This is a genomic window from Actinomadura sp. NAK00032 (assembly GCF_013364275.1).
GTDB lineage: Bacteria > Actinomycetota > Actinomycetes > Streptosporangiales > Streptosporangiaceae > Spirillospora.
This window is the reverse complement of the sequence record NZ_CP054932.1, coordinates 7,286,233-7,304,561: the sequence shown is the minus strand read 5'-3', so window position 1 is coordinate 7,304,561 and position 18,329 is coordinate 7,286,233. Positions and strand designations below refer to the sequence as shown.

Below are 18,329 nucleotides of genomic sequence, written 5' to 3'. Positions count from 1 at the left end.
GATGACCGACGCACCCATCCACCAGATCGAGTTCCGCTGGGACCCCGACTACGACCTCACCGGCATCGCCTGGTCGTTCGAGTCGCGGACCCAGTTCGAGAGCTGGAACACCCGGTTGAAGAAGCACGCCGGAGTGTCGGCGCGGGGCCGGTCGGCGGCGGCGGAGGCGCCGTCCAGCGCCGTCTACCTCACCTACCCGGACGGGATGGCGGCGCTCATCCTGCGCAGTGTCGACCCGCGGGCGATGAGTCCGGGCAACGCGGTCTCCGGTGCGGGCAGGGGAGCGGGCGCCGACCGGCTGCACCTGGTGGCGCGCGCGCTCATCGGGCTGAGCACCACGCTGACCGCCGACATCGCGATGCTCATCGCGGCCTCCGACCCGCGCGGCATCTTCAGCCGGCTGCCGGGTCAGGTCGGCAGGGGGAGCCCGCTGCAGCCGATGAGCTTCAGCCATCTGATCGGCAACGCCGCCGCGCCGGAGGACCTCGAAGAACGGGCGAGGCGGGCGCCGGGGCTCGCCGCGCTCCTCGCGGCCGTCCTGGAGGACCCGGCCCGGCCGGTGACGATGGTCCTGCCCCCGGAGGAGATCCGCGGCCCGGTCGCCTCCAGCCGCGCGCTGGCGCTGCTGTGGGCGTCGCGCCGCATCCTGAAGCCGCTGCTGACCGACGCGGACGGGCGGCCCCTCGACGGCTGGCGCGCCGCGTTCTCCACCTGCGAGGCGCCGCTCACCGGCGGCGACGGGCGGACCGAGCCGGCCGTGGCGTTCCGCGACCGCGGGCTGGAGGGGCCGCCGCTGCACGAGGGGCCGCGCGAGGTCCGGCCCGGCGACCCCGCCGCGCCGCAGGGCGACCTGTCCGCCGCCGCGGGGCTGCTCGCGGAGGCCTATGCCGCGTTCGGCGACGACGCCGCGCGGCTCGTCCGCCCCGTCGTGCAGGGCTGCGCGACGCTGCAGGACAAGATCCTGGCGGTCGCGTGCAGCAAGGAGATCACCGAGGCCATCGACCCCGGCCGCGTGCCCGACGCGCGGCAGCCCGCCCGGGTCCCGGGGCGCGGGGCGCGGTGGTCGCCCGTGCCCGCGCCGGAGCCGGTTCCGGCCGCCGCGGGGCCCGCTGTGGGGCCGCGGCCCGAGCCCGTCCGCGCGCCGTCCGTTCCGGTGCCGCCGCGCGGAGACCGCCATCTCGTACGGCTCTACCAGCTGCTCCGCGAGACCACGGCGCCCGCCGGCACCGCCCGCATCGTCGACTGGGTCGCCGCGCGCACCGCCCGCGGCGCCGTCCTCGACCGGGAGGGGTTCTCCAGCGTCCTGCACGTCATGGAGGGCGAGCGCTGGTTCGCCGACCGCGTCGCCGGCCTGCCGGACGGCACCGCCCGGATGGCCGCGCTGATGGAGCCGCTGTTCGCCGCGAGCTTCGGCGACGACGCACTGGAGGACCGGCTGCGGCGCGCGCACGCCAACGGCGGGCTGGCGCCGGTGATCGCCGACGCGCTCGGGGTGCTGGCGGCCCGGCTGGAGCCGGACCGCGCCGACTGGCTGGCGGAGCGCTGCCTCGGCTACGCCCTCGCGCAGCGCGCGGAGGACAGGACCGCGCCCGCCGGGCCGGCACCCGCGCCCCCGCAGGAGTCCGTGGTGGCGGCGGCGCTGCTGCTGCCGGGCCGGTGGCTGCCCGGCACCGCCGTCGGGTTCCTCGTCTGGACGTGGCCCGCGCTGCTCGCCGTCCTCGTCGTCCTCCGGCTGGCCTGACGCCGATGGCCGGATGGTTCGGGGAGCACTGGAGGCGGCTCGCCGCCGGCTGCGCGGTCGCCGCGCTCGGCGCGGCCGTCCTCCTCGGTGAGCTGGGGGAGGCGGGCGCCGGCGACCGGGTCCGCGCGGACGCGCGCCGGGTGCACTGCCTGTCGGACGGGCAGCGGGCGGAGCTGGTGCGCGTCGCGGTCCGGCTCGGCGCGGCCGCGCCCGGCAGCACCGGCACGGCGGTGCGGCCGATGCGCGGCGGGCGGCCCGGCGCGCCCCTCACCGCCGACGAGTGGAGCCGCAAGGACCCGGGCGGGTTCGCGCGCGCGTGCGCGCCGCTGGCCGTGCTGACCGGGGCGAAGGCGCTGCAGGACCCGCCGCCCCGGCCGCCGCTGTGGCGCCGCGTCCTCACCAACCCGGTGTTCACGCTCGTCCTCGGCGGGCTGCTCACCGCCGCGACGTCCGCGTCCGCCGCCCGCTCCGTGCGGCGCCAGACCCTCGCCGACCAGCTCAACACGGCGGCGGCGGAGTACCTCAAGGCGGCGCAGGAGGTACGTCTCGCCCGCACCTGGGAGCACGCGCCGGACGCGGCGGCACTCGAAGGCCGCAGGGTGGAACTCGGCGCGGCGATCCTGCGCGCCGGGCTGCGTGACGCCGACCGACAGAACCTGGACCGCCTGCTGGACCGGACGCACCAGGACCTGGTCGGCACGGGGTTCCAGAAGGCGGCGAGCGAGGAGGCGGTCCGGCGGCTGGAGCGCGCGCTGCGGCGGGCGGTCCGCGGCGTGCCCGTCCCGGTGGCGGAGGGGCGGCCGTGAACCCGTTCGACGACGACTTCGGCGACTTCGAGCCCTGCTGGGACAACTCCGACTGCCCCTACCAGCCCCAGGACTTCGTCCGGTTCACCAACGCCCCGGCGCCCCTGCCGCTCGACCACGTCCGGGGCAGCGTCGTGCTGGTCGCCGGGCCGTCCGGCCACGGCAAGTCGGTCTACGGGCACCGGCTGCTGCACGAGTACCAGGCGCAGGGCCTGACCCCGATCGAGCTGCTGCCGGAGGGGCCGTTCGAGGGATGCCTCGCCCGCCGCCGCAAGGTGCTCGGCAAGCTGCGCGCCCAGACCGGCGCGCTGCGTCCCGGCGAGGTCCCCGACGCCGAGATCGACGACGCGGCGTGGGCGGACGGCCTGCGCAAGGTGATGGGCCACGCCGACCGGAAGCTGGTCGTGCGGCTGCCCTGCATCATGCAGGGGCCGACGGGCGCCGGTGACCGGCTCGCCTGGGAGATCTGCCAGTACGCGATGGCCGCCGGGCCGGGCAACCACGTGTTCGTCTACGAGTACAACGCGAACGTCTGGCCGGACGACTGGGACCGGCTGCGCAGCGACGTCGAACGGCACCGCGACGCCAAGGTGCGGGCCTGCGTGCTGGACCCGGTCGCGCCGGGCGAGCTGCTGGTCGACGTCCAGAGCGTCATGGCCGCCTCGCCGCACGCGCGGGTCGCCCTGGAGAGCGGGATGTCCAAGTGCCTGAAGTACGTCCTCGGCGCGGACCTGCTGGCCCCCGCGAGCTTCCGCAGGCTCATGCGGCTGGCGGCCGACCGGGTCATCGCCGAGCAGAGCACCGAGATCACCCTGGACCACCTGATGGACCAGGCCATGCGGATCAAGAAGGAGGCGGCATGAGCAAGGGCGCCGCTCCCCTGGCCGACAACCCCTTCCCGGCGCGGCCTCCCGACCTGGGCCCGCACGGTCCGTCCTGCCCCGGACCCGAGCTGCGGGACGGCTACATCGCCTTCGCGGACCGGCCCGACCCCCCGGAGACCGGCGGCGGGGTGGTGCTCATCGCCGGCCGCCCGCACCTCGGCAAGTCGGTGCTGGCCCACCGCTGCCTGCACCACTACGAGCGGGCGGGCCGGCTGCCGGCCGACCTCTCGGCGCGGCCGGCCGGCGACGTCGCCGGCCCGGCGGACTGCCTGGCGGTGATGCGCGCCGCCGCCGGGCTGCCCGGCGAGCTGCGCGCGGCGCTGCGGGAGGCGCGGGACGCCGACCCGGTCGAGGCCCACCGCGACCTCGGCCGCGCGCTGGACGGGCGCGGCTTCGCCGCCCGGCTCCCGCGCCCCGATCCCAGCCTGCGGCCGGCGGCCATCGCCGAGCGGGTGCTCGGCTGCGCGCGGGCGGCGGCCGAGGCGAACGGCAGCGTCTACGTCTTCGAGTTCCCGTACTGGGAGGAGGCCGACTGGCACCGGGTGCGGGAGGGCATCGGGCGCAGCCCGGACGCGCCGCTCGTCACGGCGGTGCCGCTGGAGCCGTTCAGCGACCGGGAGCTGATGGCGTTCCTGCGCGCCCGGCTGGGCGGCGCGGAGCGGCTGCGCGCGCTGCTCGACCTCGACCCGGCGGTGCTGCTGCGGGCGCTGGCGCGGCAGCGCGCCAGCATCAGCCCGAACAACCTGACCTGGTTCAACGTGCTCTGCCATCGGGCGTTCGAGGCCGCGATCGAGTCGCGCGCGCCGCGCGTCGCCGTCCACCACTACCTCGCGGCCGCTGTCAGGACCGGTGCGCCGTGAACCGGCCGAGCCCGCGCGGCGAGCCCCGCGACCGCCCCCGCGACCGGGCGGCCAACCCGTTCCCGAAGGTGCCGGAGGTGCGGCTCGGCGGCACCGGCGTCACCGTGCACGTGGAGACCGGCGCCGTCCGCGACGTCCGGCGCCTCGCGGTCGACTTCCTCACCGCCCGGTCCGACCGGCGCGGCGACCCGGGCGCGTCCGGGCGGGTCGCGGCGATCCTCGGCGAGTACGGCACCGGCAAGAGCCACCTGGCCTGGACGCTGCTGGCCGAGCTGGTCCGCAGCGCGGCGGCCCGGCCCGTCCTGCTGGTCGTCTCCGGGCAGCCGAGGGACACCGTCCTCACGCTGCACCGGCGGCTGCTGGCACCGCCCGGGTCCGGCACCGGCGGCCCGATCCGGCCGGTCGACACCGCCGCCGGGGTACTGCTGTTCGGCACCGTCGAGAAGATGGTCCGGGACCTGTACGGCGGGCTGTGGCGCGGCAGCGGGACGGACCCGGACGCGCCGCCGCCCGCCGCGTCCGACGAGCTGCCCGTCGACGAGATGCACCGGCTGCACGAGCGGCTCACGGTGATCGCCGAGGGCGACGCGGAGCTGGCCACCGTCCTCGGCCTGGTGTGGCACACGGCGGCGGGCGCCGCGGCCTGGCGGTGGCTGTGCGGCGTCGAGCACCGGCCGGAGGGCGACGCGCGGCTGCTCGCCGACCGCGGCGTGCACACCCCGCCCGTCGACCGGGACGACCGGGCGCTGCGGGCGCTGCGCGCGCTGTCCAGGCTGTGCGCGTGGACGGGCGGCCGGATGGCGCTCGTCCTGGACGAGCTGCACCAGATCAGCCCGCGCGGCGGCGACGGCCTCACCGAGGTGGCCGCGACGCTGATGGAGCTGACCGGCTGGGCCGCCGAGACCGGGGCGCTGCTCGTCGTCTGCGGGCTGCTCGACTTCTGGGAGGCGCTGCCGGACGGCGTCCGGGCCCGGGTGGTCACGCGGATCGTCCCGTCCGGGCTCACCACCGAGGAGATCACGGCGTACATCGTCAAGGCGCGGCATCCCGGAGGCGGCGGCGGGGGCCCGCACCCGTTCACCGAGGAGGCCGTGCAGGAGCTGTGGAGGATCACCGACGGGCATCCGCGGCGGACCATCACCCTCTGCCACCACGCCTACGAGCGGCGCCCCGCCACGGGTTCGATCGGCCCCCGGCAGATCCGCGACGCGAGCCGGTCGCTGTGCGCGCCGGACACGCCCGACCATGTGCGGACCAAGCTGACGGGCTGGTGCATCGAACTGGGGTACCACGTCGAGCGCGTCCGCCGGCCGGAGCCGGACCGGGGACCTGACCTGTGGGCCCGCTCCCGGCGGGGCGGCGCGGAGTGCGCGCTGATCGTCAGCGGGCCGGTGGTGTCCACCGACGAGCGGGGCCGGCTGCTGCGCCGGGCGGACGCCCTGGCGCGCGGCGGCGCGCACGCCCGCGACGTCGTGCTCGTGATGGCGGGGCCGCTGGCCGCCGCGTTCGGCGACGAGATCGGGCGGGCGTTCACCCGCGTCCTGCACTGGGACTCCGACACCTTCCACGACGACCTGGCGGCGACGCTGCACTCCCGCCTCGCGGCGAACGACCGGGAGGAGGTGTACGAACTGCTCTTCGAGATGCGCCGGGAGATCGCGGCGCTGCGCACGCCGCCGCCCGCCCCCGGGGCGGACACGGCGGCGGGCGCGGCGCGGGTCTGGACCGACCCCGACCGGCGCGGCAGGTTCGACGCCGCGGACCGGCTGTGCCGGCAGGCGCTCCAGGTCATCGCGATCGCCGACGCCCGGGTGCAGGAGTTCTGGCGGACCCGGTTCGACGCCGACGCGCGCGGCGTCTCCGTGCCGCGCGCCGAGGCCCACGGCGACCGGTACGGGGCGATCGGCGAGTTCGTCTTCGGCCCGACGCTGCGGGCGCGCGGGGCGCTGGCGTTCCTCGACGACATCGTGCGGGCGTTCGTGTCCCGGATCGGGGACATGCTGGCCGACGACACCATGACGCTGCCGCAGATCCGCGCCCGGCTCCAGCCGCTGCACCAGCGGGTCGACCACGCCGTGGACGCGGTGATCCGGACGTACCCGGACGAGCGTGATGATCCAGACAATGCCGTGGGCCGGCTGCTGGACGTCGACGGCCGCAAGCTCGACCAGCACCTGCGCGGGCTCGGCACGACCGTCTACAGCGTCGTCGTCGCGCCGGGCGGCAGTGGGGAGGTCCGATGAGCTACCGCATGGTCATGGCCGCCGATCTGCAGGGCTACGGAGCCGCGCCGCAGAACGTCCAGGAGCTGCTCCAGCGCAACCTCGTGGAGTCCCTGCGGGAGGCGGCCGGCCACAGCGGGCTGGACGCCGCGGCGTGGAAGGAGCAGGGCAGCGGCGACGGGCTGCTGATGGTGCTCCCGCACGAGGTGTCCGCCGAGGTGCTCGCGGGCCGGTTCGTCCGCGAGCTGAACGGGGAGCTGCGCGCCCGCAACCGGCTGGCGGCCGACCGGGCGCGGACCCGGATGCGGCTGGCGATCCACCACGGTCCGGCCACCGAGGTCGCCAACGGCTTCAGCGGGACGGCGCCGGTGGCGGTGACGCGGCTGTGCAACTGCGACCCGCTGCGCGCCGCGCTGGACCGGGCGGACGCCGACCTCGGCGTGATCGTGTCCGAGCTCGTCTTCCGGGAGTCGGTCGAGGCGGGCATGACGTCGCTCGAACCCGCGGAGCTGCGGCGGGTCCGGGTGGCCCGGCTGAACGGCGACCGCGACGGCGACGGCTGGCTCTGGCTTCCCGGCGGGCCCGACCCGCACACCCTCGACCTCCCGGACGAGGCTGCCGAGGCCGCCGAGGCCGCCACCGCCGGCGAGAGCGCTCCGCCACCGGAACGGGAGGGGGAGCCGCCGTCCGCGCAGCCGCCGGGGTCCGTCCACGTCGAGACGGTCTACGCGCGCACCTACATCCGCGGTGACCAGCACCGGCACTACTACGGAGGCCGTCCATGAGCGACCCGGCACCGGACGAGCGGGGCCCCGGCGACCCCGAAGAGCGCAAGGACCGCGCCAAGGAGCGCGCCAAGGACCGGCCCAAAGACCGGCCCAAAGACCGCCCCAAGGACGGGGCCGCCGACGACGAGCAGAAGCCCCGGGACGCGGGCGACGACAAGGAGGGCGGCGAGCCGGAGCCGTCCCGCACCGACGTGCTCAACGGGCAGGGCCGCCGCGGCACCGTCCAGGACCGCGTCGGCACCGAGCGCGACGCGCTGTCGGGTTTCGTGCGCGCCGACCGGTACGTCCAGGGCGACCAGCACATCTACAACTTCGGCGCGCCCGGCGGGCGGCGCAGCACGGTCGTGCCGCTGCCGCGCGAGCACGTCGAGGAGGTCGAGCGGGCCTTCGTCGCCCCCGAGGGCTTCGACGAGCTGTGCCGGCGCGCCCGCGACCGCCGCATCGTGATCCTCCAGGGCGCCGCCGGGTCCGGCCGGTTCGCGGCGGCGCGGCGGCTGCTGCGCGTCCTAGCCGGGGAGGACGCGCAGGCGGGCCTGTACGCCGTCGACCCCGCCATCGGGCTGGACGACCTCGCACCCGCCGACCTGACCGGCGGCGCCGGATACCTCTACCGGGAGCCGCGCCGGCCCGACGCCCTCACCGGGTTCTGCCTGGACAAGACCGCGCGGCTGCTGGAGGACGCCGGCGCCCGGCTGGTGGTCACGGTCGACGCGCCGCCCGCCGACCCCAGCGCGGGCGAGCTGGTGCTGCGCCTCGGCCGGGTCCGCGACCGCCGGGAGATCGTCCGCGCCCACCTGGAGCTGTGGCTGGGAGAGGACCGGGCGCGGCTGCTGCTCACCGAGGACGGCGTGCCCGAACTGCTGGAGGCCCAGCTCGGCCAGGACGGCCAGCCGCGCCACGCGCGCGCGGTCGCGCTGGAGCTGTACAGCGCCCACCGCGCCGCGCTGCCTCTCGCCCGCACCGCCGAGCAGGCGCTCCGGCTGCGTGACGAGGAGCAGCGCGCCGAATGGTTCGCGAGCCTCGACAGCCTCTCCCTGCAGTGCATGGCGGTGGCGGCGGCGGTGCTGAACGGCGAGCCCTACGAGACGGTCGCGCTCGCCGCCATGCGCCTCAAGGACGACCTGGAGACCGGGGCGCCGCACCGCGACTCGCTGCGGCGGCTCGACGCGCCGCTGGCGCCGACCCGGCGGATCTGGCTCGACAGGCTCGGCGCCAGGACCGCCCCGTCCACGGTGCGGCTCCGGTACGGGGCGACCGCGCCCACCCAGGTGATCCGCTACCTCGACCCGGCCGCGCAGGGCAAGGTGCTCGGCTACTTCTGGAGCGAGTTCGACGAGCAGCGGCCGCACCTGCTCCGGTGGCTGCGCTGGTGCGCCGAGCACCCGCTGGAGAGCGTCCGGACCCGGACCTCGGTCGCGCTCGGGTTCCTCGCCGCCCGCGCGTTCGACCTGGTCCGCGCCTTCGTGATCGAGCCGATGGCCTGCGACCGCGACCACCGGTACCGGACCGTCGCCGCCGCCGCGCTGCACGCGACCGTGACGCAGCGGCCGGCGCTCCGCGAGACCGTGCGCGACCTGCTGAAGGGCTGGGCCGACCAGGAGGAGGACGTCGAGGCGCGCGCCGCCGCGGCCCGCGCCTGGCGGGTGGAGGCGGAGGCCGGGGGCGTCCCGGCCGCGCTCGACTGGCTCGCCCGGCACGCGGCCGACGACGCCATCCGCGTCACGGCGGCGGTGTGCGAGTCCGTCACCGAGCTGTGGGAGACGCACTGGGACGGCGCGGACGTCCCCCGGCGGCTGCTGGACTGGGCCGCGGGCGACGACGAGAACCGCCAGATCACCGGACTGCTGGCGTTCCTGGTGGCGGCGGCGCAGCTCGTCCGGCGGATGCCCGGCGACGCCTTCGAGTGGCCGGGCCTGCTGCACGTCGCCGCCGCCGACGCCGGCCGGATGCGCGACATCGCCGCGCTCTGGCGGGCGGCGCTGCACGACCCGGTCCTCCAGGAGGACGCCCACGGCGTCCTGGCCGAGTGGGCGCGGGCGGCGGACGAGGCGCCGGTCGTCCGCCGCACCCTGGCGCGGCTCGCGCAGGCGATCGCGGCGGACCGGACGGTCGCCGGGTGGCTGCGGTACGCGGCCCGCGGCTGGGCCGAGGGCGACGCGCCGAACAGCGCCCGCGACGTACTGACCGCTCTGAACGGAAGGTGACGAAGATGGCCGACCATGTGGACGACGGCGAGCGGCAGGAGGGCGGCGGCCCGGCGGAGCCGCCGCGGCGGGAGCTCCGGCAGCCCCCGCCGCAGCCCGCGCGGCCCGCGCAGCCGCCGCTCCCGGAGTCGTTCCCGGAGCGGTTCGCGCCGACGCCGTCCGAGGGGTCCGCGCCGCTCATCGTGGGCAGGATGCCCGCCCGGGAGGCGCCGCGCGCGGCGGCGCAGCCCGGACGCTCCTTCGTCTACTCCGACCGTGACGCGCGGTCGGTCGAGCTGACCGCGCCGCCGCCGCGCGGCCTGATGGGCCTGCGCGGCCCCCGCTACGAGTGGCGCGTCGAGGTGGATACCACGCTGCGCCGCGACACCTTCGTCGCCTCGCTCCCGAGCCGCACCGAGCTGGCCCGGTTCGAGCTGACGATCGAGGCGGAGTGGTCGGTGACCGACCCGGTCGCGGTGGTGCGGCGCGGGCTCGACGACGGCGCCGCCATCGTGCGGTCCCGGCTGCTCGACGTGGCCCGCACCGTCTGCCACCGGTTCGAGATCGACCGGATCGCCGAGGTGGAGGCCGCGGTCGCCGACCAGCTGCGCACCGAGCCCCGCGCGTACGAGGAGGGCATCGGGGTCCGCCGCTGCTACGTCCAGGTCGTCCCGGACCAGCGCACCCTGCGCCGCAAGGAGCGCTTCGAGGACGCGCGGGACGAGCGGCGCCTCACGAGCGACGAGGTCGACGACCTGCGCCGGTCCATCCGCACCAGCTCCGACCTGTTCCTGCGCTACCTGGCGCAGGACCCGAACCGCGTCGGCAGCCTCATCGCCGACATGCGCCAGCACGAGCAGCTCAAGGAGGAGCGGGTCATCGAGCTGTACAACAAGGCGGTCGAGGAGAAGATCATCCGTCCGGCGCAGGTCAACGAGATGCTGGAGCGGCTGCTCGGCCCGATGACCGGGGTCCTGCAGCCGGAGGGCCGCACCGACCTGTTCGGCACCCGGGACGTCCCGCTGGCGCCCCTTCCGGAGGCCGCGGCGATCGCCGGGGAGACCGCCCGCGAACCCGAGCGGCCGGGCGGGCCGGGCGAGCCGGACGAGGACGTCATGCCCGAGCAGCTGCGCGGCCGCTCCGAGGACGGGGTGGAGTCCTGGAGGCCGATGCCGTGGGACTCCTGAGCCGCCTGCGCCCGGCGCCCCCGGAGATGGACTTCCCGCGCCCGGCCGGCGCCGGCGCCCGGCAGTCCCGGATGCCGTGGCGGCTGCCGGACGAGCCCGCCATCTCCGGCATCGCCGCCGACGCGGTCACCGTCGGGGCGCTGACCGTCCGGGCCGCGTCGCTGGTCGGGCCGGGGCACCGCTGCGCCGAGCCCGCCCAGCACCGGCAGGACGCCTACCGGCTCGGCCGCGACCCGGGCCGCCGGTTCCTGCTGGCGGCCGTCGCCGACGGCATGTCCGACAGCAGCCGGTCCCACCTCGGCGCGAACGTCGCGGCCACCGCGCTCGTCGCGGGGCTGCGCGCCGGCCTCGGCCGCGGCGCCGACCCGGACGGGCCCGCCCTGTTCCTGGACGCGGCCCGGCAGATGTCCGGCATGGCCGCCCAGCAGAAGGTGACGGAGAACGACGTGCGCGCCGCGGCGCTCGCCGCCGCCGTGCCGGTGGAGCCCGCGCCCGACGGGACCCGCGCGGTCTGGCTGTCGTGGCTCGCGGACGTGAGCGCGTGGCTGCGCACCGAGGCCGGCTGGACGCGGCTCACCGGCACCGACAAGGAGGGCCCCGACCAGGACGTGCTGACCGAGTTCCTGCCCTTCCACCCCGGCCGGACGCGGACGGCCCGCGTCGCGGTGCCGCGCGGCGCGGTGCTGGCGCTCGCGACCGACGGGATCGGGGACGTGCTCGCCGGCGGGGCCGCGCCGTGGTTCGCCGAGCGCTGGGCCGGGCCGCCGCACGTCGCCTCGTTCGTCGCCGACGTCGGCTACGACGCCCGCGGGCGGCTCGACGACCGCACCGCCGTCGTGATCTGGTGCGACCGGTGAGGGCGTGGTCGGACCGGCCGTTCGCGCCGGTCACGCAGCTGCCGGACGTGGCCGCCGAGGGCGCCCGCGTCGCCGGGGAGAACGGCCAGTCCGCGATGGTGTACGAGTGCGCCGCCCACCCCGGCTGGCTCGTCAAGCGCTACAAGCCCGGCTTCCCCGAGGAGCCGCCCGAGGTGCTCGACCGGCTGATCGCGCTGCCGGCCGCGATGAGCCCCGCCGAGCGCGCCGTGGTGGACGCGGCGACCTGCTGGCCGGTCAGCCGCGTCGAGTCCGGCGGGCGGACGGTCGGGGTCGTGATCGCGAAGGCGCCGGCGGAGTTCTTCGTCCGGGTCCGCACGCCGTTCGGGGCGTCCGACCCGATGCCGCTCAGCCTGGACCAGCTCGTCCAGGCCGACCGCGAGTTCTACGAGGCGCGCGACATGGCCGTCCCCGCCCGGCGGGAGCGGGTCCGCGTCGCGCGCAACATGCTGCGGGTCGGCGCGGTGCTGGAGCGCCGCGACGTCGTCTACGGCGACTGGTCGTACGCGAACCTGTTCTGGGCGCGCGGGACGGGCGGCGTCTTCCTCATCGACATGGACGGCTGCGGCCTGTCGTCGCGCTCGTGGGTCGAGTGCAACTCCTGGGACGACCCCGCCGTGCGGCCGGGGGAGCGGCTCACCGTCCGCACCGACCGGTACAAGATCGCGGTGGCGGTGCTGCGCGCGCTGACCGGGGTGCGCGGCCAGGACCCGCACCCGGCCCTCGACGCCCTCGGCGGGCCGCTGCGCGCGGGGCCGTTCGGGGACGCCCTGAAATGCGCGATCGACGACCCGCCCGACCTGCGGCCCAGCTCCGCGGAGCTGCTGGAGCTGCTGGAGAGCGAGCTGGACGCCCGTCGCGCGCCGCCCCCCGCACCGCGCCCCGCACCTGCGGCGCCGCAGCAGAAGCCCGAGCCGCCGCGACCCGCCGCCGCGCCCGCCCGGCCGCCGGTTCGGTCGCGCATCGAGGACGACCCGTTCGAGCGGGACGCCGCCGGCCCGGCGGTCGGCGGCCTCGACCGCTACGTCGTGCCGCTGATCGTCGCGTGCCTGGGCGTGCTGGCCGTGCTCGCGCTGGCGGGCCTCGCGTCCGCCCTTTTCTGACACATCGAATCGACCATGAGGAGGACATCCGAAAATGACCGAGCGAACGGACGCGCAGGGCGGCCGAGACAAGGGCCTGCCGACCTATATCGCGCTCGACGTCTCCAAGTCGATGCAGATTCACGAGGCCCTGCTGAACGAGACCCTCGCCAAAATTATCAAGGAGCTGTACCTGAATCCGCGCGTCGACGAGTTCGTGCACCTGTCGGTCGTCACGTTCTCGTCCGCGCCGAACGTCGTCGTGCGGATGACGCACCTGAAGCGGATGCGGCAGATGCCGGTGCTGCGCTGCCACGGCGGCACCAACTTCGGCCCGCTGTTCCAGCTGCTGCGCGACCGGATCGACATCGATGTCCCGCTGCTGCAGGAGAAGGGCTACAGCGTGCTGCGGCCGGTGGTGTTCCTGCTGACCGACGGCGCGCCGACGGACCGCCCGGACACGGCGTGGCGGGAGCCGCACCGGGCGCTCGTCGACCCGGAGTGGCGGCGGCACGCCCGGATCATCTCGTTCGGTTTCGGGGACGCCGTCGAGGACGTCCTGCGCGGCATGTCGACCGTCGAGACGTACATGGCGGACCCGGCCCTCGGCGACCCCGCGCGGGCGCTGCCGGAGGCGATGAACGCGATGCTGGGCACCATGGTCGCGTCCATGCAGGCCCGCGAGTTGCGGCTGCCGGACGACGTCGCCGGGTACCGCGCCATGTCGGAGGACTACGTCGAGCAGTGACCGGCCCGCTGGCGACACGGGCCGCTCAGGACACGGGTCGGCTCAGGACACGGCGGCCTGCGGCAGCGCCGCCTTCTCCGGGGCGGCGGTGGCGCGGGCGAGGCGGCGGCCGAGGCGCTGGGCGGGGGACTCGATCCAGCGGTGGGACGCCCAGCTGGCCGCCACCAGGACCAGTAGGAACACCGACAGGCCGACGGCGTCCTCGCGCTCGGACGCGCCGAGGAACTGCGCCGCGACCATCAGCAGCAGCGGGTGCAGCAGGTAGAGGGAGAAGCTGATGGTGCCGAGGCCGGTCGCCCAGGCGGGGAAGCGGTGGTGCCGCAGCCGCCACGCCGCCGCGAACGTCAGGGCGGCGGCCACCACCGCGCCGCCCCAGACGAGCTGGGCGTTCGGGCCGTAGGGGGCGGCGCTCCACAGCCCGGCGGCGAGCGCGCCCGCGAGGACGGCGCCGCCCGCCGCGGCGCCCGCGCGCCAGGTGATCTGGCCGTGCTCGGCGCGGTGGACGGCGGTGCCGGCGAACATGGTGGCGAGCAGGATGAGGCTCTCCCACGCGCTGACGCGGCCGTTCGCGGAGACCAGCACGAGGGCGACGAGCCCGCCGAGGAGCCCGCCCAGGGTGCGGGCGGTGGCCCGCCGCGACACCGCCGCCGCGATCGCCACCAGCAGGGCGGCGGCGGTCACCGCGACGACCGGGCCGGTCCCGGCGGTGCGCGACAGCAGGGCCGCGGGCGCGTACGCGCCGGTCAGCAGGCCGCCCGCCGTCAGCGTGACGGCGACCAGCGCCACCACCGTGAGGACGACGGCTGCCTGCGCGGAGCCGCGGTGCCGGCCCACCACGAACAGCGCGACGATCAGCAGGTAGAAGGCCATCTCGTAGGAGAGCGTCCACAGCACGTTCATCGCGTTGGGGACGTCCAGCAGGTCCTGCAGCATCGTCAGGTGCGCCACGATCGCGGTCGCGGGGGAGTACTGCTCCAGCCCGGCGCGCAGCCCGAGCACGCCCAGCAGGAACGGCAGGACGGCGAGCAGACAGGTCACCGCGAGCAGCGGGTAGATGCGGAAGAAGCGGCCGATCCAGAACCCCCGGACGCTGCCGCGCCGCTCCAGCGACGCCGGGACGATGTACCCGCTGACGAGGAAGAAGACGAGCACGCCGAACAGGCCGGGGTCGAACCAGTCGGCCAGCCGCACCCGTAGTGCGGGGAGGTACACATAGCTCGCGTGGTGCAGCGCCACCGCCAGGGCCGCCCCGCCGCGCAGCGCATCAAGCCACCCAAGCCTGGACGTAGCGGAGGAAACGCCGGAAGTGACGACCATTGGGACAGGGTAGTCGTTAGCTTCCCTAAAACGGTTATTTGCCGTGAAATAGGTGAGTACGGTGGCCGCCGCGTCCGCCAAGGGCGCCGAAAGGGAGCGATTCATGCCCGCGATCACGCACCGCTCGACCAGGGAACCGCTGATCAAGTCCCGTTTCCTGTCCCATGGCACGCTCAAGATCACCGATGTGGCGGCGACGCGCCGTTTCTACGAGGAAGTGCTCGGGCTGGAAGTCGTCCAGCCGATGATGGCGGCGCTCTACATCCGGCTCGGCGGCGACCACGCGTACGTGTGCGTGGAGTCCAGGCCGGACCGGCCCGACATGCCGCTGCTCTACCACAACGGGATCGACGTCGGCAGCGACGAGGACGTGGACGCGGCGTACGCGCGCATCGCGGAGGTGAGCGGCGACTACGGTGTGAAGGAGCTGAACAAGCCCGTCCGCCAGCACGGCGTCTACTCGTTCTACCTCAAGGACCTCGACGGCAACTGGTGGGAGATCGGCCACCTGCCGCCGCGCGGCTACCGGTTCCGCTTCACCGACCCGCGCAACGACCTCACCGGCCGCACCGGCCTCACCCCGCAGGAGGCCAAGGAGGTGTTCCTGAACCCGGTGGTCGACACCGAGTGACGCCAGACGGCTGGGGCACGATGGGCGCATGACGACACTGCCGCTGGGCCCTGACGAACTGCTCACCACCACCCGCACCGTGCGCAAGCGCCTCGACCTCGACCGGCCCGTGCCGCTCGACCTGGTCCGCGAGTGCCTGGAGGTCGCGCTGCAGGCGCCGAGCGGCAGCAACCGGCAGGGCTGGCAGTGGATCGTCGTCACCGACGCCGGGCAGCGCGCGGCGATCGGCGAGTACTACCGGCGCTCGTTCGCCGCCTACGCCGCGTCGAAGGAGTCGGCCGGCTCCCTCTACAAGGACGACCCGGACCGCGCCGAGGTGCAGCGCCGCGTCGGCGACAGCGCCGCCCACCTCGCCGAGCGCATGGGCGACGTGCCCGTCCTGGTGATCCCGTGCCTGCGGGTGGAGGGCGGCAGGCTGCCGGACGGCAACCAGGCGGGCCTCTGGGGCTCGCTGCTGCCGGCCGCGTGGAACTACGCGCTCGCCGCGCGCGCCCGCGGCCTCGGTACCGCCTGGACGTCGCTGCACCTGGTGTACGAGCGGGAGGTCGCCGAAGTGCTCGGCCTCCCCGAGGACGTGCGGCAGGGCGCGCTGCTGCCGACCGCCTTCTACACCGGCGACACGTTCCGTCCCGCCGCGCGCGTCCCGCTGGACGAGGTCCTGCACATCGACCGCTGGTGACATCCCCGGTGTAAGCCTTCCGCGCGAGCCCTCCGGGGACGCCGGCGGGCCGTCGGCGGGACTCTTATTGGCGGAGCGCCAATAGCCTATTGCCACCCCGCCAATAGTTGTTCTAGTGTGCGGTGGCACAGGAGAGAGCGCACGTGCCCCCCGGCCCCGGCGGCCCCGCGTGATCCACGTCTTCGCGCCAGACGCACGCGGGGCCTGCCGGCTCTCCCGCCCCCGACGAGAAGGTGACACCGGCCTTGTCCGCCATTCCACGGCCCGCCATCCGGCTGCCGCGCCGCGTCCCCCGCCGCGTCCACGGCCGCGTCCATGGCCTGCTGAGCGAGGTCGGCGAGCTGTTCGTCATCGCCCTGGAGGCCGTCCGCCGGACCTGGGACGTGCGCGCCTGGGCCTGGGAGTTCGCCGAGCAGGCGTGGTTCCTCGCCCGGGTCACCAGCATCCCGGTGATCCTCGTGTCGCTGCCGCTCGGCGCGACGGTCGCGCTCCAGGTCGGGCAGCTCGCCGCGCAGCTCGGCGCCCAGTCCGCGACCGGCGGCGCGGTCGTCGTCGGGCTGGTCCGCGAGGTCGCGCCGATCGCCGCCGCGCTGATCATCGCGGGCGCGGGCGGGTCGGCGATGACCGCCGACATGGGCGCCCGCCGCATCCGGGACGAGCTGTCGGCGATGGAGGCGATGGCGGTCAACCCGGTGCACCGGCTCGTCACGCCCCGGCTGTGGGCGGCGAGCCTGGTCTCCACGCTGCTCGCCTCGCTCGTCATCGTCGCGGGCGCGGCCGGCGGGTTCGTGTTCAACGTGCTGCTCCAGGACGTCACGCCCGGCGCCTACTTCGACGGCGCGGTGTCGCTGCTCCAGACGTCCGACCTGGTGGTGACGCTGCTGAAGTCCTGGCTGTTCGGCGTCATCGCGGCCGTGGTCGCCTGCTACATGGGGATGAGCTGCGCGGCCAGCCCGGTCGGCGTCGGCCGCGTCGTTCATCGGATACCTGCAGTGTGGAGATCCCGTCCTTCAGGGCGGGGAGGAAGCGCGGCACGATGCGGTGCTGTGGTCTCCTGGTTTTGTCGGTGGTGGTCGGTAGGTTGCGGGGTGTGTCCCGGTACCGGTTGTGTCCGACCCCTGCGCAGGAGGCGGGGCTGCTGGAGCATTGCTCGCACGCCCGGTACGTCTGGAACCTGGCCGTTGAACAGCACTCCTGGTGGACGCCGCAGCGCGGCCCGGCTCCGGGATATGTCGCGCAGGCCCGGCAGCTCACCGAGGCCCGCGCCGCGAATTCGTGGCTGGCGGCGGGGTCGCAGACGGTGCAGCAGCAGGCGCTCAGAGACTTCGCGCAGGCGATGGGGAACTTCTTCGCCGGTACGCATCGGCGCCCCACCTGGCGCAAGGCCGGACTGCACGAGGGGTTCCGGATTGTCGGGGCGCGGGGTCGGGCGTGGGAGGTGCGGCGGTTGTCGCGTCGCATGGGTGAGGTGCGGGTGCCGAAGGTGGGGTGGGTGCGGTTCCGCTGGTCCCGTCCCGTCCCGCCGGGGGTGAGGTCGTTCCGGGTGATCCGCGACCGCGCCGGACGTTGGCATGTCGCGTTCGCCGCCATCCCCGACCCCGTTCCCGCACCGGGCAATGGTGCGGCGGTCGGTGTCGATCGGGGTGTGGCGGTGTCGGCTGCGCTGTCCACCGGTGAGACGAGCACCGTGCCGGGTTTGACGCCGGGTGAGGCCGAGCGGTTGAAGCGGTTGCTGCGGGGCCTGGCCCGCGCGTGCCGGGGGTCGAACCGGCGTGCCCGGCTCAAGGCCGCCGTCGCCCGGCTGAAAGCGCGTGAGGCCGACCGCCGTAAGGACTGGGTGGAGAAGACCTCGACGGATCTGGCACGCCGGTTCGACGTCATCGCGGTCGAGGACCTGGACATCGCCGGGATGACCCGGTCCGCCAAGGGAACCATCGACGCCCCCGGCGCGGGCGTCCGGCAGAAGGCCGGGCTCAATCGGGGCATCCTGGCCAACGGCTGGGGACAACTGGTCACCCGGTTGGAGCAGAAGGCGCCGGGGCGGGTGGTCCGGGTCGACCCGGCGTACACCTCGCAGACCTGCAACGCGTGCGGGCACCGCGCCCGGGACAACCGCGAGAGCCAAGCGGTGTTCCGGTGCGTTGCCTGCGGGCACCTGGCCAACGCCGACGTCAACGCCGCCCGCAACATCAAAGACACCGCCATGAAAGACACCGACTGCACCATCCGAGACACCGCCGTGGGACGCACGGTGGCCGCGCGGGGAGGCACGCCGTCAGGCGGGCCGGTGAACCGCGAACCCCAACCCACTCTCCTCTCCATATAG

General features: G+C 75.5%; 14 protein-coding genes and 3 pseudogenes. 16 read left to right on the top strand and 1 reads right to left on the bottom strand.

Annotated elements, in window-relative coordinates:
* The first annotated feature begins 1 nt into the window (after nucleotide 1).
* From HUT06_RS33365 to HUT06_RS33315, 11 genes are read left to right on the top strand one after another with little or no spacing between them, the layout of a single operon-like run.
* Nucleotides 2–1,741 carry a hypothetical protein gene (locus tag HUT06_RS33365; RefSeq protein WP_176199337.1) on the top strand — a complete coding sequence of 580 codons (1,740 nt, stop codon included), beginning with the start codon at nucleotides 2–4 and terminating at the stop codon, nucleotides 1,739–1,741.
* A 5-nt stretch (nucleotides 1,742–1,746) separates the two neighbouring features.
* Entirely contained in the window at nucleotides 1,747–2,547 is an 801-nt protein-coding gene (locus HUT06_RS33360; RefSeq protein ID WP_176199336.1) for a hypothetical protein, read from the top strand.
* Entirely contained in the window at nucleotides 2,544–3,410 is an 867-nt protein-coding gene (locus HUT06_RS33355) for a hypothetical protein (RefSeq protein WP_176199335.1), read from the top strand. The genes HUT06_RS33360 and HUT06_RS33355 overlap by 4 nt, the downstream gene beginning before the upstream one ends.
* Nucleotides 3,407–4,291 (top strand): hypothetical protein, encoded by an 885-nt coding sequence (locus HUT06_RS45360; protein WP_176199334.1) that lies wholly within the window; start codon nucleotides 3,407–3,409, stop codon nucleotides 4,289–4,291. Before HUT06_RS33355 ends, HUT06_RS45360 begins: the two co-directional genes overlap by 4 nt.
* Nucleotides 4,288–6,534, top strand: a complete 2,247-nt coding sequence (locus tag HUT06_RS33345; protein ID WP_176199333.1) for a hypothetical protein — start codon at nucleotides 4,288–4,290, stop codon at nucleotides 6,532–6,534. Before HUT06_RS45360 ends, HUT06_RS33345 begins: the two co-directional genes overlap by 4 nt.
* On the top strand, nucleotides 6,531–7,298 hold the full coding sequence (locus HUT06_RS33340) for a hypothetical protein (RefSeq protein ID WP_176199332.1): 768 nt from the start codon (nucleotides 6,531–6,533) through the stop codon (nucleotides 7,296–7,298). The genes HUT06_RS33345 and HUT06_RS33340 overlap by 4 nt, the downstream gene beginning before the upstream one ends.
* Nucleotides 7,295–9,505, top strand: a complete 2,211-nt coding sequence (locus HUT06_RS33335; RefSeq protein WP_176199331.1) for a hypothetical protein — start codon at nucleotides 7,295–7,297, stop codon at nucleotides 9,503–9,505. The genes HUT06_RS33340 and HUT06_RS33335 overlap by 4 nt, the downstream gene beginning before the upstream one ends.
* A gap of 5 nt (nucleotides 9,506–9,510) precedes the next feature.
* Nucleotides 9,511–10,671 (top strand): hypothetical protein, encoded by a 1,161-nt coding sequence (locus HUT06_RS33330; protein WP_176199330.1) that lies wholly within the window; start codon nucleotides 9,511–9,513, stop codon nucleotides 10,669–10,671.
* Nucleotides 10,659–11,528 carry a protein phosphatase 2C domain-containing protein gene (locus HUT06_RS33325; RefSeq protein WP_176199329.1) on the top strand — a complete coding sequence of 290 codons (870 nt, stop codon included), beginning with the start codon at nucleotides 10,659–10,661 and terminating at the stop codon, nucleotides 11,526–11,528. The genes HUT06_RS33330 and HUT06_RS33325 overlap by 13 nt, the downstream gene beginning before the upstream one ends.
* Nucleotides 11,525–12,649, top strand: a complete 1,125-nt coding sequence (locus HUT06_RS33320; protein ID WP_176199328.1) for a hypothetical protein — start codon at nucleotides 11,525–11,527, stop codon at nucleotides 12,647–12,649. The genes HUT06_RS33325 and HUT06_RS33320 overlap by 4 nt, the downstream gene beginning before the upstream one ends.
* A gap of 34 nt (nucleotides 12,650–12,683) precedes the next feature.
* Nucleotides 12,684–13,376 carry a hypothetical protein gene (locus HUT06_RS33315; protein ID WP_176199327.1) on the top strand — a complete coding sequence of 231 codons (693 nt, stop codon included), beginning with the start codon at nucleotides 12,684–12,686 and terminating at the stop codon, nucleotides 13,374–13,376.
* 42 nt (nucleotides 13,377–13,418) lie between these two features.
* Here the strand turns inward: HUT06_RS33315 and HUT06_RS33310 are convergent, their stop codons facing one another.
* On the bottom strand, nucleotides 13,419–14,693 hold the full coding sequence (locus HUT06_RS33310) for an acyltransferase (protein WP_176199326.1): 1,275 nt from the start codon (nucleotides 14,691–14,693) through the stop codon (nucleotides 13,419–13,421).
* Between the two features lie 103 nt (nucleotides 14,694–14,796).
* Here HUT06_RS33310 and HUT06_RS33305 point away from each other — a divergent pair, with 103 nt between their 5' ends.
* The 5 genes and pseudogenes from HUT06_RS33305 to HUT06_RS33290 all read left to right on the top strand — a co-directional run.
* Nucleotides 14,797–15,324, top strand: coding sequence for a VOC family protein (locus HUT06_RS33305; protein WP_176199325.1), 528 nt, complete (start codon nucleotides 14,797–14,799; stop codon nucleotides 15,322–15,324).
* A 28-nt stretch (nucleotides 15,325–15,352) separates the two neighbouring features.
* Nucleotides 15,353–16,003, top strand: coding sequence for a nitroreductase family protein (locus HUT06_RS33300; RefSeq protein WP_176199324.1), 651 nt, complete (start codon nucleotides 15,353–15,355; stop codon nucleotides 16,001–16,003).
* Between the two features lie 233 nt (nucleotides 16,004–16,236).
* Nucleotides 16,237–16,971, top strand: a pseudogene (locus HUT06_RS33295) (MlaE family ABC transporter permease); the annotation flags it as partial.
* Between the two features lie 68 nt (nucleotides 16,972–17,039).
* Nucleotides 17,040–17,156, top strand: a pseudogene (locus HUT06_RS45705) (hypothetical protein); the annotation flags it as partial.
* Nucleotides 17,157–17,159: 3 nt separating this feature from the next.
* Nucleotides 17,160–18,329, top strand: a pseudogene (locus tag HUT06_RS33290) (RNA-guided endonuclease InsQ/TnpB family protein); the annotation flags it as partial.